Below are 16,640 nucleotides of genomic sequence, written 5' to 3'. Positions count from 1 at the left end.
CCCACGACGCGACTGACCGCTGACATCCGCGAGGGCCTCGGATGCTGGTCCGGTCTGGGTCGGTCGGCGACGTCGGGCCAGCTCCAACGGGCGGAGCCCGCCTTGAACCTCGTAGAGAAAATCTGGACGCACCGCCTCGACCGGCGTCCCGGCGGCTCGCGCCCGCGTGGGGTGGCTGGTCAGTAGAGCTGGACGCGGGTGATAACGCAGTGGGGTTCGGGGGCGTCGGCGACGATGACGTACTCGGCGACCCCGAGGGAGCCTCCGGGGCCGAGTGCGATACGCCGTTGCTGGGGCCAGCGCTCGGAGGCAGTGCTGCCGGGCACGAGGCCGCGTGTGGCGTTGATCCGCACGGTGGCGGAGACGATGGCGCTGAAGATCGCCCCGGTCGCTGCCGGGTCCTGGAACAGGGCCTCGACCTCCGGGGAGAGGTAGCAGGGCCAGCCCTCGTCCTCGCCGCCCTCGCCGTCCTCGTCGTACGGCTGATCGACGTCACTCAACGGGCAGCCCCGCCGCGCGACGGTGCTCGATCACCGAGGCGACGCTGCGCAGGGGCAGCGTGCCTGCCAGGGCGGCGGCGGTCAACTGGTCGCCGCGGGCCTGCCCGACATCGAGGACCGCCTCGCACCACCAGCGCCGCAGCACCGCCTCCGCGTCCTGCGGCGCGGCCGCCAGCAACTCCCGGTAGAACTCCATCCGCCGCGCCCCGGACAGCGCCGCCGCGATCCCCTCCGCGTTGCGCGGCACCGAATCCCCGGCGTCCTCGATCGGCTGCACCGACATCCCAGCTCCCTGCCTCTCCTACTACTCAACCCAGTCTGCCTCCCGGCACCCCAGGCGTCGACACACCATCGCCACGCCCGGGATCCCCGACCCGGCCGACCTTAACCCTGCCCTCACCCCCGACGCGCTGAGAAGCCGGAGAAGTCACCCGATCCAGCGGCCACGGGCCGGAATGCCGCAGCTCACCCCCTCGGCACGCCGCCCGCTTCCAAAGCCTCGACGCGAGCACGCAGGTCGGCGATCCGCTCGACGGCCTCGGCCAGCGCCCGCTCCAGCGCCTCGACGCGAGCCACCGTCCCGCCGACGCGCACGGTCCCGACGTCTCGGCCGTCGAGGTCATCGGCGTCGTCGGGGTGGGCGACGAAGGCTCCCTTGCCGGGGCGGGAGATCGCGTAGCCGTCCTGCTTCAGCAGGGCCATGGCCTTCTGCACGGACAGGCTCGAGGCCCCGTACTCCGCCATCAAAACGGCCTGCGTCGGCAGCGCGTCCCCAGGCTTCAGCTCCCCGGCGCGGATCCGCCCCCGCAGGGCCTCGGCGATGACCTCGAACGTCAGCAACACCGTGCCGCCCGCCGGTCTACGCCCCCGCCGCCCCACCGTCACCGCAGGTCACCCGCCCTCTCTGCGCCATTACCACCGAAACTCGGCCCGTCCAAACCGGAAAACCAGGCCACAGTACCCGCATCCGAACCACCCACCGAAATAGATGAGGAGGGATGCACTTGAATGCGCCCTTGAAGCGATGCTACTTTCACGCACCGCCGGTGATCACCACCACTGACCAGGTCAGACGCCCCCGGCCCACCACCCACGCGCACGGTTCCCTCGCGCGCCGACCACCCGGGTCGCCCCTCAGCCGCCTCTCCTCTTCTCTCGCCCCCTGCCGGAGGTCTGTCCCCATGCCCGCACAGCTCCAACTCCTCTCCCCTGCAACCACCTCCACTCCCGCCAGCACGGCGTTCGCCGCACCGGCGCTCGCCAGGAGCGCCGACACGTCCGCGAACAGGGACTCGGCGCTGGAACGCCGGGGTCGCCTGACGGCCCGGTTGGCCAAGCTCGCCACCGCCGGTTACCTCGCGCCCCTGGCCCGGCACATCGGCTCGCTGGGCGGCTGCACCCGCCCGATCCGCATGACCGGACACCGCACCCGCCTCAACGCCGCCACCGGCCAGATCCTCGACCACCTCGACACCCGCCACCTGCCCGCCAGCGAACTCCTGCTGCGCTGCGGCAACCGCCGCACCACCCGCCGCCCCGCCTGCTCCACCCTCTACCGCTACGACACCTACCAGCTCATCGCCGCCGGACTACGCGGCGGCAAGACCATCCCCACCACCGTCGCCACCCACCCCCGCGTCTTCGCCACCCTCACCGCCCCCGGCTTCGGCCCCGTCCACAACCAACCCGGCACCACCCCCTGCACCTGCGGCACCCGGCACCCCGACGGCGACCCGCTCCTCGGCACCCCGCAGAACCCGCAGCGGTACGACTACACCGGGCCGGTGCTGTGGAACGCCCACGCCCCCGCCCTGTGGGCCCGCTTCACCACCCACCTACGCCGCGAGATCGCCAAAGCCGCCGGACTGACCCAGCGCACCCTGCGCCACCACGCCACGCTCTCCTACGCCAAGGTCGCCGAATACCAAAAGCGCGGCCAGATCCACTTCCACACCGTCATCCGCATCGACGGACCCACCGGCCCCAACAGCACCCCACCCACCTGGGCCACCGCAGACCTCCTCGACCACGCCATCCGCGCCGCCGCCAACCGCACCCGCGTCCAGCACCAACACCCCTCCCGGGCCGGGGAGGCCGACCGGGCACGGCCGCCGGAGCCCATGGTGTTCCGGTTCGGGCGGGAGATCGACGTCCGCGCGATCCGCAGTACCGACTTCACCGGCGACGCCCCCGTCACCGACCGCCACGTCGCCGCCTACATCGCCAAATACGCCACCAAGGGAGCCGAAACCACCACCGGCACCCTCGACCGCCGACTCCGCTTCCTCGCCGAACTCGCCCAGCACGACCTCACCGACCACGGCCGCCGCATGATCCACACCGCCTGGCACCTCGGCACCCAGCCCCAGCACACCCACCTCCGCCTGCGCCAGTGGGCCCACATGCTCGGCTTCCGAGGCCACTTCTCCACCCGCACCCGCCACTACTCCACCACCCTCACCCACCTCCGAGCCGAACGCACCACCTGGCGCACCCGTCAACCCGAAACCGCCGCCTCGACGGCGGCCGACCCGGCTCTGGTCGGCCGATTCGCCGAGCAGGGACCGGGTGCGTGAGGGTCGGCCGGTCACTGACCGGCACGGTGACCGCAGTGACCTGACCGCCGGCCACTCCGACCCCGGCCCCGGTCACCGCACCGGTCAATACGAGAGGCACGGGCGATCCGGCGGCGCGGACACGACTCTGGTGATCTCGCACTGGCAGTACGCCGGATCCGGCCTCCTGCCCGAACTCGCCCACCTCGCCAACCTATTGACCGCTATACGAAGCCGTCGACCCGAGCACCCGAGCCGTCCCCGGCGGGCGCGGCGCGCCGGTGACCGGGCCGGTCACTCCACCGCCCCGCTGACCACCGCCGTCCAGACGGGGGCGATCGCGTGACCGCCGAGTCCGAACTCCTCACTGTCCCCGAGGTCATGGCCCGCCTGAAGATCAGCCGCTCCACCGTCTACGACCTCATCCGCACCCGGCGGCTCGCCTCGATCACCATCGGCCGCGCCCGCCGCATCCCCGCCCACGCCCTGACCGCCCTCGTCCACCACCAACTCGCAGAGGCAGCCTGATGACCAGCTCCGAAACCAACCCCGCCCCCAGCACCAGCACCAGTTCTCGCAGGGTCCGCGCCAACGGCGACGGCACCGTCTACCAGCGCAAGGACGGCCGCTGGGAAGCCGCCGGATACGTCCTCGCCGCAGGCGACACCCGCAAACGCATCCGCGTCTACGGCACCACCCGCAAGGACGCCGTCGCCAAGCTCACCGAGAAGATCGCCACCAGCAACCGCGGCATCCCCACCCCCACCGCCCAGGGCAGCCTCGCAGCATTCCTCACGTACTGGCTGGAGAGCGTCGCCGTCCACCGGCTCCGCGAGAACACCCACACCCGCTACACCGCCGTCGTCCGCCTCTACCTCCTCCCCGGCCTGGGCAAGAAGAACCTCGCCAAGCTCACCGCCAAGGACGTCCGCACCTGGCTCGACCAACTCCGCACCACCTGCCAGTGCTGCGCACGCGGCCTCGACACCACCCGCGACAAGCCGCAGTGCTGCGCCATCGGAACGTGCTGCTCCAAGCGGCTGTCCCCGCTGACGCTGGCCTACGTGCACTCCGTGCTCAAGTCCGCCCTGGAGCACGCCGTCCGCGAAGAGGAGATCCCGCGCAACGTCGCCCGCAACGTCCGCATGGGCACCCCAAGGCCCCGCCGCTTCGAACCCCTCACCGCCGAAGAGGCACGCGACTTCCTCAGCGCCACGAACGGGCACCAGCTGAGCGCGCTGTTCGAACTCGCCCTACGCACCGGACTCCGCAAGGGCGAACTCCTCGGCCTGCGCTGGGAAGACCTCGACCTGGCCAGCGGCACCGCCAGCATCCGCCGCACCCTCCAACGCACCAACACCGGCGGCCTGACCGCCCTGCCGACCAAGACCCAGAGCTCGGAGCGGCGGATCGCGCTGCCCACGCCGTGCCTGCGCTCCCTCGAACAGCACCGCGACCAGCAGCGCCTGGAACGCGAAGTGGCAGGCACCGGCTGGAGGGACAGCGGCTACGTCTTCACCCGGCCCAACGGCGCCCCCATCGAAGGGGCCACGCTCACCCGGCACTTCACCGCCCTGCTCCGCCGCGCCAGGCTCCGCCGCATCCGCTTCCACGACCTCCGGCACTCGGCGGCGACCCTCCTCCTGGAACAGGGCGTCGAACTCGTCGTCATCAAGGAGCTGTTGGGCCATGCCCACATCGGGGTGACCGCGACGGTGTACGCCCACGTCCGACTCCGCCTCCAGCGCGACGCCATAGACCTCCTCGGCAACGCCCTCCGCAACCCCGACGAGACCGCCACCCGACCCGACGACGGCGACGAACCACCACTTTGTGCAGCACCCGTCCGCTGACGTTGCCGTCAACTACTGCCGTCAAAACCCGAGAAGCCCCGTTGAAGTCGCCTTCGACGGGGCTTCTCGCTTGGCCATTACAGGCCGACCAAACTACCAGGTCAGGTCTCCGCTAGCTTCCGCTGAGCGCGCTCCTAATCTCATCGACCTGTTGTTCTACCGAGCGAAGGTCATCCTCACTCTTCCAGCCTGAAAGCAGAGGAGAATTGCGATTTCCTGCCACAGCGGCCAGAGCCAAAACGGCGGCATCACGCAAGTGAATCTGCGGGTCCATCTCGCGGGTCACCTCAACCAGGTCCTCGTTATGCATCCATGCATAATCACCCGTCTCGGTAATGGTCGCAGCAACAATCGCAACGGCCGCGATAACCTCCTCGGGAACAAATTCCCGATTTACGACAGATGCGTCTCCCGCGACGCGAACCACAACTTGCTCTACCAAGGCCGACCTCGCCTCAGTGGGCATGCCTTTCGCCTGATCAAGGAAGTCTTGCGCACTATCACTGTCGAGAAGCCCAGCACCCCAGGTTCCCATGCCCTACCTCCAGTTCGAATTGCCACCTAGACCACTTACATCGAACTCGGGATCTCGTCGATTGACAAGGGACACGCCGCGACTCTTCAGGCCCTCCATCACCGACTGTTCGACTCGGCGTGCCGTAACTGACTTCACGCCCGCAGGAAGTGGAATCCAGCTCACGTTACAGATATCCGCACACGAGTAGCCTGCAGTTGTCACCGCATGGCCCGGCTTGATCGAAGCAGCCACGCGGTCCTGAATATTGGCGGTCGACATACCTACATACTTCTCGCCGCTATTCAGGTGGATGGTGTAAACGCCTGGAGTATTTGGCACGCCGAAATCCTTGACCGGATCACAATTGTGAACCAGGACCGGCGTGACCCCTGCGAGCACATAGTACGTGTGGAGGTCCGCGACCGTGAGGTTGTATGCAGTCTGCTCAGCGGTCTCGTAGTTCCGTGCCGCCTGGACGGTGACGGTGCTGCCGTCCGTGGTCAGGAGTTGGTCGCCGACGTGTAGGTCGGCGGCGTTGGTCCAGCGGTGGGTGGTGATGTCCCAGTAGGGGTGGTGCTGGGTGGAGGTGAGGGAGGCGAGGGTGTGGGTGTGGGTGGTCAGGGTGAGATCGGTGAAGGCGTGGTCATCGGGGGTGACGATGGTCTGAGTCACTGGTTCGGCCAGGGTCAGCCCGGTCTGCGGATCGGTTGAGGCGACCTGGTCGCCGACTGCGAGGGTGCTGATCGCCTTGGTGCTGCCGTCGGCCAGAAGGACGAGTGTGGCCGCAGGGAAACTGTTGGCGCAGGTGATGCGCCCGAGTTTGGAGGCGATGTCCGTGGCTGCGTCGCCGAGCATGGGCGCGGCCTTGGCCATCACCGCACTGCCGACCACGCCTGCCGCCCGGCCCAGCAAGGAGCCCGCAGCGCCGAAGGCCGCTCCGGTGACCACGTCGGCGAAGACGCCGCCGGGGGTGGTGGGTGAGTCGGGGCTGAGGAGGTCGTAGGTTGCCGCTCCCGCTGCGCCGGCCGCCGCACCGCAGCCGGCGAGGGCTAGAAGGCTGGCGCCGCCGGTCTCCGCGGCGCCGCCGAGGGATCCGCCGATACAGCCGCTGTAGACAACGCTTTCGACGATGGCGGAACCGATGTCGGCCTTGTGGTCCCAGGACCATCCGATCGGGTCGTGCCAGAAGTCCTTCTTCTTGGGCTTGCCGTTGCCGCCCTTCCCGTTGCCGTTGCCCTTGCTGGTGTTGGGCGCAGATGGGGAATACACACCATGGCGTACTTCGCCGGCGTCTGGGTTGTCAGGGTCTTCCGGGCCGGTTTCGACATAACGGGTGGGGTTGCCGGGGCTGCTACCGGTGCCACCGATGGGGGTTCCGACACCGCAGATGTCGGGCGGGCACAGGCCGGTGGGGTCGGAGCTGTTGACCGGGTCGTTGCTGCTGTAGGCGTAGCCGTTCCACTGCTGGGGGTCGGAGGTGTCCAGGAGGGGGTCGGGGTTGAGGAAGCGGCCGTGGACGGGGTCGTACTCGCGGGCTCCGAGGTTGGTGAGGCCGGTGACGGGGTCCTGGGTGCCGCCGACGAAGCCCTTGTCGCCGGCCCAGGTGCCAGCAGCGGGCTGGCTGCCGCGGGGGTTGCCGAAGGGGTCGGTGAGGCGGCGGGTGACGGTCTGGGCCGCGTCCGTGCCGATCTGGACGCCGTTGGTTCCGTGCGGATCAGCGGCCTGGTAGACGGTCGTGCCGGCGGGGTTCTGAGGGGTGAAGACCCGCGTGATGGTGATGCCGCCGGGCGCGCCGTAGGAGCGGACGTCGCTCATCGAGTTGTCGGTGTAGAGGGTCAGCTCGTCGGCGCCGAGGTTGACCGTGGTCTTCCCCGGGTCGTAGCGGATGAGCTGGTTGCCGTCGGCGTCGTAGAGGTAGCTGGTGCCGCCGTTCTGGCCCGTGGTGCTGGCGGAGCTGAGTTGGTCCTCGTTGTTCCAGGCGAGGTTGGTGGTGCCGGAGGTGCTGGTGACGGAAGTGGTGTTGCCGAGTTGGTCGTACTGGTAGGTGGAGGTGGAGGATTGGCCAGGGCTGGTGGTCGTGGTGGAGAGCAGTGCGTGCGGGCCGCCGGTACCGCCACCGGTGTTGGGTGCCTTGGTGGCGGTGTTGACCGTGCCGGGGGCGGGGTAGTTGGACGTGGTGACGGTGTCGACGCTGGTGCCCTGGTTCATCACGGACCAGGGGGTCCAGCCCTGGGTGGTGCCGTCGCGCTTGGTGTAGTTGAGCTGCCCCGATCCGACCGTGAGGACCTTGAGGTCGGCTCCCGACGCTGCTGCTGCGAGGATGTAAATCGGCTGGAGAGGGCCGACTGCGCCGGTGACGTCGCCCCAGCCCGACCAGGAGCCGCTGGAGTTGCGCAGGACGTTGAAGGGCTTGCCGTTGGCGATGGCCATGACTTCCAGGCCCCCGGTGGTTCCGGCGAGCGAGAGCTGGTTCGGACCCGTCGCGATGCCGGGCAGCGCGCCGGTCGCGCCGAAGACGTCGCCCCAGCCGATCGACTGCCAGGTCCCGTCGGGGTGACGAACGGTGTGCCAGAGCTTGCCGCCGGAGCCCACCATGAGCTCAAGTCCGGAGGGAGTGGCGGCTGCGGCGATCTGATCGGTGGAGGCGAGGGTGCCGACGTTGGCGAAGACGTCACCCCAGCCGATCGTCTGCCAAGTTCCGTCGGGGTGACGGATGGTGTGCCACAGCTTGCCGCCGGACGTGGTCAGGACCTCGAGTCCGGAGGCGGTGGCGGTGAGGGAGAGCTGGCTGGGCGAGGGGAGGCTGCTGCCCACGGCCGCAAAGACGTCGCCCCAGGCCTGCCACGTGCCGTCGGCCTTGCGGATGGTGTGCCAGAGCTTTCCTCCGGCGATCGCCATGATCTGCAGCTGTCCGTTGCTGACAGCCGCCGAGACCGAGCTGACCGCAGGCAGCGAGCCCGCCTGGGTCATCAGGTTACTGAAGGAGGCCCAGCTGCCGTCCGCGTTCTGCGGAGCGGTCCACACGGCTCCGTTGGCCACGGTCACGCCCCAGGTCTGGGTGCCGTCCGAGGCCGTGGAGACCTGATTGACCTGCGAGGGGTCCAGCATCGGGGCCCCGGTCGTGTTGTGGGAGGTCAGGCCGGTGCGGTTGCCGGTGGAGTCGTAGGTGTAGTTCTGCCAGTACGGTGACGGGCCGCCCACGCTGGCGGGCCCGGCTGGGCCGCTGGCGTTGTTGCAGCCGCCGATGCCGGGAACGGAGACCGAGGTGCCGGAGCCGATGGGGTTGGTGGTGGTCGTGTCGTACCAGGTGCCCGTGGGACGGGTCTGCGTGCCGCCGGTGTCCGTCCAGGCGCTGGCCAGGCGCCCGAGGTAGTCGTAGGTGAAGCACTGGGTGTCGGTGGCCGCGGTGCTCTCGTTGTCGCTGACCGAGGTGACGCTGCCTGCCGGGTTGTAGGTATAGGTGTACTGGTCGGCGGAGGACGTGACGTTCTGCGGGTCGATCCAGGAGTTGATGACGTGGCCGGACGCCTGGTCGTACTGCTGGACGGAGTTGACGGCATTGCCAGGTGTGCCGACGGTGGTCTTGACCGGTCGGCCATAGGCGTCGTAGTTGACGCCCTGGACCAGTGTGTTGTCACCGCTGGAGTCGATCAGGTATCCGGAGAGCGTGTAGGCGTAGCCGACCGTCTCGGCGGGAGTTCCGGCTGGCAGGAACGGGAGGGAAGGCAGGGTCGTCTTCAGCGGGGTGCCGAGGACCGGGTTGTAGGTGTTGGTGGTGGTGTAGGTGCCGGCCAGCTTGCCCTCCGCGGACGGGATGGTGACGCTGGTGCCGAGCGGGTGGTAGGCGGTGTCGTATCCGGTGGTCGCCTCCGTGTAGGCCGGGCCGGTGGTGCCGCCCTTTCCGTAGCGAGTGGAGGAGGTCAACTGTCCCAGCGCCAGGGTGTCGTAGGTCCAGCCGGCCTGCTGGTTGGCGGGCGCGACGCTGCCGGTGTAGAGGCCGGTCTTGCGGCCGAGCAGGTCGTAGCTGTAGGCGAGCGTGTTGCTCTTGGCGTCGGTCGTATGGTCGACCCTTGAGTCGGCGTCGTAGAACGTCTTCGTGACACCGGTGTCCGGGTCGGAGACGGACGTCTGGCGGCCGAGCAGGTCGTAGGTGTAGCTCCAGGTGTTTCCGGCGGCGTCGGTGCGCGAGGCCGGTTGCCCGCTCGGGGTGTAGTTGTAGGAGGTGACGTCGGCGTCGGTGGCGTTACCGGTCACGGTGGTGGCGCGGTACTGCCACAGGGCGGTGGTGTGGCCGCGCGAGTCGGTCATGGTGCTGGTGGGTGTTCCGCCCTGGGGCGGAGTCACATCGGTGCGGTCGGCGCCTGGGTAGGCAGTGGTGGTGCCCCACTGCGGCTGGTTGTACGACAGGAACTCGCTCTGGGTGACGCGGCCCATCCCGTCGTAGGTGGTTTTGGTCTCGCTGGGGACCTGGGAGTCGACCGGTGTGACGAGTGTGCCGTTCGGGAGAGTGGTGATGTCGTAGTACGGCGACCTGGTGAGGGTGGCCCAGCCGTGCGAGTCGTAGACGGTGTCGGAGATCAGTCGTCCGGGACCGGTCTGGGGGACGGTGGTCTGGGTTTGCACGAGCCGGCCCAGGCCGTCGTAGAGCTCGGTCTTCCAGGAGAAGTCGTTTATCGCGGTGCTGTTGGACAGCGTCTCGCGCAGGGTACGGGTGGTGACCACGGACGGAGCCGTGGCGCTGCCCATCGCGTACGAGTACTCGACGCTCGCTGTCTGGTCGGTCGCCCGGTCGGGCTGCCAGACGTCGATGAGGCGGCCGAGGCCGTCGTAGTGCTCGGTGGTCACCCGCTTGTTGGGATCGCTCGACGTCAACGGCAGTGCGCGGCCCGGGTCCTGGGTGACTGTGCTCGTCCAGCCGAGCGGGTTGGTGGTGCTGATGGAGGTCGGGAGCGCGCCCGTGGCCGGGGTGTACGCGGTGGTCGTCGTGGCCACTGCCGTGGTCGCGCCGGTCAGCTGGTTGCCCGCGGCGTCGTAGGTCGAGCCGTCGGTGGTCGAGACGCTCAGAGTGCGGCCGTAGGCGTCGGTGGAGGCCACGCTGCCCGACAGGACGTAGACGGGGTTCCCGCTGGCGTCGTAGTGGTCCAGCGCCTGGCTGCTGGACGGGTCGCCGAACCCGCCGAGTTGGCCGAACAGCTTGCCGTCATAGAGGGTCCGGTTGTCGGAGACCGTGCTGGTTGCCGTCGCGGTGGTACCGCAGGGACCGGTGACAGCCTGCTTCTCACTCACGGCCGACAGCACCGCGTTGGTGGGAGCAGCGGCACCAGCCGCGTAGCTGATGGTTGTGCAGATCTCCGGGGTCGCGGTGGTGCCGTCGCCCTTGTCGTCGCTCTGCTTCAGTCGGGCACCGTGGTCCTGATCGATGGTGTCGACCTTGGAGGTGGTCCGCCAGGTGTTGTTGGCCAGGAGCGCCATGACAGTCGTCGTGAGCTGCTTGGCTGGCGTGCGTGCGATCAGCGGTGGAACGCCGCTGATCGGCGGCGACGGAGTGTGGGTGGCGGTGGGCTTCTGATCGTTGCTGGACGTGGTCCCGGTCATCGACAGGACCTTGCCACCGGCCTGGTCATAGATCTGGGTGGCCAGGACCGAGCCGGCCAGCCAGTTGCTGTCGGTGACGCTCGGGCCGCCGAGCGGGTTGGCGACCTGACCGGTGCACTGCGAGTTGGTGGCCCAGGCATCGCCGTCCATGCCACGCAGGTAGGTGACGGTCTGCTGTGTCTGGGGCGCCTGTCCGCTGTTCGCACTGCCGGTTGTGGTGGTGACCGTCTGGTAGCCGCGGAAGTCGTCCCAGGTTCGGGTGGTGGGGTCCGTGAACTCGGAGTCGTTGTGATGCCAGGCGGCGCCCCCGCAGCCACCGTAGGTGTAGTGGGTCGACTTGAGGACGGAGGTGCCGGTGCCGGTATCCTGCTCGGTCACGTCGGTGACCAGGTACTTGTGGAACCAGTCGTCGACGGGGTTGGGCGAACTCGCTCCCGGAAGATGCCACTTGACGGGCATACAGGGCAGTGTGTTGCTGTCCGGCGAGGGACCCGCGTTGTAGGCGAACGAGCAGGGCTTCGGGTTGGTGCCGGCGGCAGCGGCGTCGTTGTAGATGATGTTGATCCTGCCACCGGTCTCGGTGGTGATCGTCCTCATCCGCGGCTGGTTGAACTGCGGCAGGCCCATCGTCTGCGGCGGCACGCTGTCAGGCACGGCGACAGTGGTGTTGACCCGGTTCGCCATCTCGGCGCCGGCGTAGAACGTCACTGGCGGCAACGGGATGGTGTTGCCGCTGGTGTACCCGGTGCGAATGATCTGGTCCAACCACAGCGACTGAGGGGTGCCGTCCCCAGGGTCGGCCCACGACTGGGAGAGGGCCCACGAGTCCACAATTCTTGCCGGAAGGCGTCGAGCCGAGCGCTGCCGCGGTCGGCGCGGTCAGCAATGCGAGCAGGACCGCGAACACGAGCGCCAGGCTCATGCCGCTTTTGCGTGGACGCCGTTTGCGTCCCGAAGGCGTACGCATGCGCCGAACCCCCACCACAGGCACTCCCCGGTGCTGTTGAACCTCACGGAGCGTCACGAGATGACTCCGATGACGCAATCTCACCAGACCCTAGGCGAACGAATATTCGGACCACCACCCCGTTTAGCTTCAACTTGGAAGGCTTTGCGACCTCTTGACTTGTCCTGCGGAACCAAATGCGGGCATGTCATCTCAACTCGCCGTATCGGCTTGACCCGGAGCGGGGCAACAAGCATGGTTCCGAATCGAACGTCCGCTCGTGGAGTGGACTGTAGGGAGGGGCTAGGATCGTCATGTCACAAACTGAACGCATCTGGCGCAAGGTGCCACCACAAGTGAATCGCGCAAGCGTCGCCCGTCTGCTCGCCCTGGGCGTGAGCGGAGCGCTTGCTGTGGGGATGCTGGTCGCGCCCGCTGCCCAGGCCGACGCCCCGATACCAGTACCGGTGCCGACCGGTTCAACGGCGACAGGCTCGACCGCTCCCGCACCCTCGCCGACCGCGCAGGCGATCCTGGACGCGCGCACCAAAGCGAAGTCGAGCGGACAAGCCGTCACCGTCGATGCCCTCACCACAGGCTCGTCCGCGACATTGGTCAACCCCGACGGCACGCTCACCACCACCGATTACACGGCTCCCGTGCGGATCAAGGAGGACGCCGGCTGGGCTGCCATCGACGCCACCCTGCGGACGAATGCCGACGGAACCCTGAGCCCCGCGGTCTCGCCAACCTCGTTGAAGCTGTCCGGTGGCGGCAGTGGAGCTCTGGCGACGCTGACCACCTCGGACGGTAAGCAACTGTCCGTCACAGCTCCCTTCGCGCTGCCGAAGCCCACCCTGTCCGGGGCGACCGCCACGTACGCGGGCGTGCTGACGCCGGACGTCGACCTTCAGGTGACCGCGGACCCCCAGGGCGGCTGGCGGGACGTCATCGTCGTCAAGACAGCCGCCGCCGCTGCCGACCCGGCGCTGAAGTCCCTTCACTTCCCTATCTCGACCATGGGGTTGACCGCCGGATCGGACGCGGCCGGCAACCTCGCTTTCACCGACAGCACCGGAGCTGTGCGCCTGCACGCCCCGACGCCGATGCAGTGGGACTCCACGCCGCCGCCACCCGCCGTCCCGACCGCTTCGGGCGCCGTGGCCAGCCGGGCCCGCTCGCTCTTCGCGGCTCCCGCGGCCTCAGCAGCCCAGCAGGCCGGCACGTCCACACCGGACGCGCCGGGCGACAGCGCGAAGGTCGGCACGATCGGTGTCGCGGCCACCCCCGACGCCATCGACCTGACGCCCGACCAGAATGTCCTGGGTAAGGGCGTCGGGCCGTGGTATCTCGACCCCAGCATCAGCGTGAACAGTGCTGCCCAGGCCTGGGACATGGTTCAGGAGAACCACCCCGACACCAAGAACTACATGGGGCCGTTCGACCTGGGCATCGGCTACTGCGGCTACAGCGACTGCACCGGCTACGGCCGATACCGCGCCTATGTCCAGATCGGCATCAACTCCGCGATCTACAATCAGCCCGGCGGCGCCCCGGCACCCCCGACCGTCTACGGCTCGACGCTGTTCGTGAACATCACTGACGCCTCCAGCCCGTCCACCCCGAGCCCGCTGGGTCTCTACTGGACGAACCCGATCGACGGCAACACCACCTGGAACAACCAGCCCTGCGGCACCGGTGCGACTATGGCCGGATGCAGCAAGGTCGCTTCCACCATCGCCACCGGTACCGGACCGATCAGCTTCGACGTCACCTCCCAGATGCAGACGGCCGCCCAGCAGAAGTGGGGCAACTGGACGATCGGCATCGCGCCAGACGACGAGAACAACCTGCTCTACCGCCACCACATCGGCAACAACCCGCACATCGTCACCACATACGACATCGCTCCGAGCCTCTGGGCTCCGCGCGTCAGCCCGCAGCCGGGCTTCGCCAATAGCGACAACAGTGGGAATCCGACAGGCTCGGACTGCGCCACCAGCGGTACCAACGCCCCGTGGGTCGGCGGAAACCAGAACATCACCCTCACCGCCTCCAACTGGTCGCCCGCCGGGATGAGCCTGCACACCGTCTTCCGCCTGTGGAACGACGCCGGCTGGTCCTGGACCGGCGACAGCGGCTGGGCCGCCTCGCAGAACTCCAATGTCAGCGTCAGCATCCCGGGCACCTCATTGGCCGACGGTCACCTGTTCGCGTGGACGGCCAACGCCTACGACGCCGACCCGCCGAGCGGCGGCCTCGGCTCCCCGAACGTCCCGACCTGCTTCTTCCGGATCGACAAGACCTCGCCGACCCTCGTGGTCAGTTCTAGTGATTTCCCGCCCTCCGGCACCCCCAATCCGTCCCCCAAGGTGTACGCGGGCAGCGGTGTGGGCGGGACTTTCACGCTCACCGGCAACGACCCCGCCCCCACCCTCACCGGTACTACCGCCTCCGGCGTGGCCTGCTTCCGATGGAGCACGGACCCTACCCCGGTCACGGGTTGGAAGTGCTCCGACGGCGCCGGGGCCGGCATCGTCCTACAGTCCTCCAACCCCAGCTTCACGTACGCACCGGGCTCGGCAAGTTGGGGCACCAACATCGTCTACGTGCAGGCCCAGGACAACGCCGGCAACTACGGCCAACCTGCGGCCTACTCCTTCTTCGCCCCCTGGAACCCGAACGGTAAGTCGGTCTACGGTGACGTGACCGGCGACGGCAAGCCCGACATCCTGCTGCCGGACGCCGCCGGCAACCTCCGGATCGTCACCGCCGGCGTCGACCCTGCGAACGCCATCAGCGCCTATGCCACCGCGGCGCCAGGTGTGAACTGGAACACCGCCCAGGTCACCCACCGGGGCAACCTCGACGCGGGCCCCGTGGACGACATCGTCGTGCACCAACCTGGGAACGGGACTCTCAGTTGGTCCAAGAACAACGGCAACGGCACGTTCTCAACGCTTTCACCGGTCCAACCGTTTCCCACGCGCTGCACGGACCTTAAGGGCATTCCCTGGCAGGGCACCTGCCCGTTCACCGCTACCGGCAACTGGTCGAACGTGACCCAGATCCTCGCGCTCGGCACGCCCAGCGGTGAGAGCACCAGCTCCGCCTCGATCGGGCGGACCTCGTTGCTGGCGGTCTCCGGCGGCCAGCTCTGGCTTCTGAACAGCACCACCGGTAGCGACCAGTTGGACGGCACAGCCCGCCTGGTCTCCGCCGCCGACTGGAGCAACTACGACCTCATCAACCCCGGCCCGGCGAGCGGTCCCAGCGCCGGCGGCGCGATGCAGCCGACCCTCTGGGCCCGCTTCCGCGACTCCAACGACACCGGCAAACTGTTGGCCTACCCGATCACCGGCGGCAGCACCCCCGACTACAGCCAGCTGGCTGATCCCGCCAAGGGCCTCACCATTACGGGGCTCTCCCTCCCGGTGGCGACCTACCCCACGGTCGGTTCCTCCGGTGACCTCAACGGCGACGGTGTCCCCGACCTGTGGGCCACCACCTCGACCGGTCAGCTCGTCATCTGGACCGGCAGTACCACGGGTTGCCCCTCAACGGCGTCGTACACCTGTTTCACTCCCACGAGCCAGACCCACCCGGCCGACCTGCGCACCCCCGTCGGCCGCTGGCCGCTCGCCACGAGCACGACGGCGGCCACCGGCGTAATCACGACTCCGGATGCCCTGAACCAGCACGCCGGTGTCGTCAAGGGTGCGGTCACCTTCCCCGCCGACACCATCGACGGCGTCCCGACCAACGTCGCGCAGCTGGACCCGAACGGTACCGGCGAGATCGACATGACGGGCAGCACGCTCGACACCAGCAAATCCTTCACCGTCAACGTCTGGGCCAAGCCGACCGCCACCGGCGGGATCGTCGCGAGCGAGGACGGCACCAGCGCCAGCGGCTTCATGCTCTGGCCCGACAAGAACACCAACACCTGGCGATTCGCCCTCAGCAACGCCGATAGCAACGGCTGGCCCTACGACCAGACCGACGACATCATCAGCAGCTCCGCCACCGTCCAAACCAGCGTCTGGACGCACCTTGTCGCCAGCTACGATGCGGACAGCCACCAGACCAGCCTCTACGTCAACGGCACACTGGCCGCTAATGGCCACCACACCACCAACTCCGGTATCGCCGGTCCCCTCGTGGTCGGCCGTTACCAGCTGGCCGGGCAGCACAGCTCCTACTACGCCGGCTCGGTCGCCGACCTCGTGGTATCGCCCTACGCCACCAACACCGCCAACCCTGCCCCCCACCCCATCGTCTCGGGCGTCGCGGCCAACAAGTGCATCGACGACAACGGCGCGAGCACGGTGCCAGGCTCTGTCATCCAGATCTACGACTGCAACGGGACCAACGCCCAGCAGTGGACGGTCAATGCCAACGGCACGCTCAACGTCATGGGCGGCTGCCTTGACAACAGCAACGCCGTCAACAGCAACGGCAACCTCGTCCAGTGGACCAACTGCACGGGCAATCCCGCGCAGCAGTGGATCCCGCGCGCCGACAGCAGCATCTACAACCCGGCCACCGGCCGCTGCCTGGACGACCCGAACGGCAGTACGGTCAACGGAACCCAGCTCCAGATCTACGACTGCAACGGCAGCCCCGCCCAGCGGTGGCTGATCGCGCCGGGTAGCTGATTCGCCCGGTTCCCTC

9 protein-coding genes are annotated in these 16,640 nt (G+C 68.4%); 4 read left to right on the top strand and 5 right to left on the bottom strand.

What is annotated here, in order from left to right; translation table 11 throughout:
• Positions 1 to 179 precede the first annotated feature (179 nt).
• The 3 genes from P3T37_RS21415 to P3T37_RS21405 form a co-directional block, all read right to left on the bottom strand.
• Positions 180 to 500 carry a hypothetical protein gene (locus tag P3T37_RS21415; RefSeq protein WP_280725357.1) on the bottom strand — a complete coding sequence of 107 codons (321 nt, stop codon included), beginning with the start codon at positions 498 to 500 and terminating at the stop codon, positions 180 to 182.
• Positions 493 to 783, bottom strand: a complete 291-nt coding sequence (locus P3T37_RS21410; RefSeq protein WP_110673531.1) for a hypothetical protein — start codon at positions 781 to 783, stop codon at positions 493 to 495. Before P3T37_RS21410 ends, P3T37_RS21415 begins: the two co-directional genes overlap by 8 nt.
• 182 nt (positions 784 to 965) lie before the next feature.
• Entirely contained in the window at positions 966 to 1,343 is a 378-nt protein-coding gene (locus tag P3T37_RS21405) for a winged helix-turn-helix domain-containing protein (protein WP_280725356.1), read from the bottom strand.
• A 338-nt stretch (positions 1,344 to 1,681) separates the two neighbouring features.
• Here P3T37_RS21405 and P3T37_RS21400 point away from each other — a divergent pair, with 338 nt between their 5' ends.
• The 3 genes from P3T37_RS21400 (at position 1,682) to P3T37_RS21390 (ending at position 4,908) form a co-directional block, all read left to right on the top strand.
• Positions 1,682 to 3,076, top strand: a complete 1,395-nt coding sequence (locus P3T37_RS21400) for a replication initiator (protein ID WP_280725355.1) — start codon at positions 1,682 to 1,684, stop codon at positions 3,074 to 3,076.
• Positions 3,077 to 3,397: 321 nt separating this feature from the next.
• Positions 3,398 to 3,583 carry a helix-turn-helix domain-containing protein gene (locus P3T37_RS21395; RefSeq protein WP_280725354.1) on the top strand — a complete coding sequence of 62 codons (186 nt, stop codon included), beginning with the start codon at positions 3,398 to 3,400 and terminating at the stop codon, positions 3,581 to 3,583.
• The gene (locus tag P3T37_RS21390; RefSeq protein WP_280725353.1) at positions 3,583 to 4,908 is read left to right on the top strand and encodes a site-specific integrase; all 1,326 of its coding nucleotides are present in this window, start codon (positions 3,583 to 3,585) and stop codon (positions 4,906 to 4,908) included. Before P3T37_RS21395 ends, P3T37_RS21390 begins: the two co-directional genes overlap by 1 nt.
• A 112-nt stretch (positions 4,909 to 5,020) precedes the next feature.
• Here P3T37_RS21390 and P3T37_RS21385 read toward each other — a convergent pair whose 3' ends face one another.
• Positions 5,021 to 5,443 (bottom strand): DUF4259 domain-containing protein, encoded by a 423-nt coding sequence (locus P3T37_RS21385; RefSeq protein ID WP_280725352.1) that lies wholly within the window; start codon positions 5,441 to 5,443, stop codon positions 5,021 to 5,023.
• Between the two features lie 3 nt (positions 5,444 to 5,446).
• Positions 5,447 to 11,785: a polymorphic toxin-type HINT domain-containing protein gene (locus P3T37_RS21380; protein WP_280725351.1), complete on the bottom strand. Its 6,339-nt coding sequence runs from the start codon at positions 11,783 to 11,785 to the stop codon at positions 5,447 to 5,449.
• Positions 11,786 to 12,322: 537 nt separating this feature from the next.
• On the opposite strand from P3T37_RS21380, the gene P3T37_RS21375 reads away from it, so the two are divergent.
• On the top strand, positions 12,323 to 16,624 hold the full coding sequence (locus P3T37_RS21375; RefSeq protein WP_280725350.1) for a ricin-type beta-trefoil lectin domain protein: 4,302 nt from the start codon (positions 12,323 to 12,325) through the stop codon (positions 16,622 to 16,624).
• Positions 16,625 to 16,640: the final 16 nt, after the last annotated feature.

The organism is Kitasatospora sp. MAA4 (assembly GCF_029893355.1).
GTDB lineage: Bacteria > Actinomycetota > Actinomycetes > Streptomycetales > Streptomycetaceae > Kitasatospora.
Note: the sequence above shows the minus strand (reverse complement) of the source record. Positions and strands in the feature narration are given on the sequence as shown.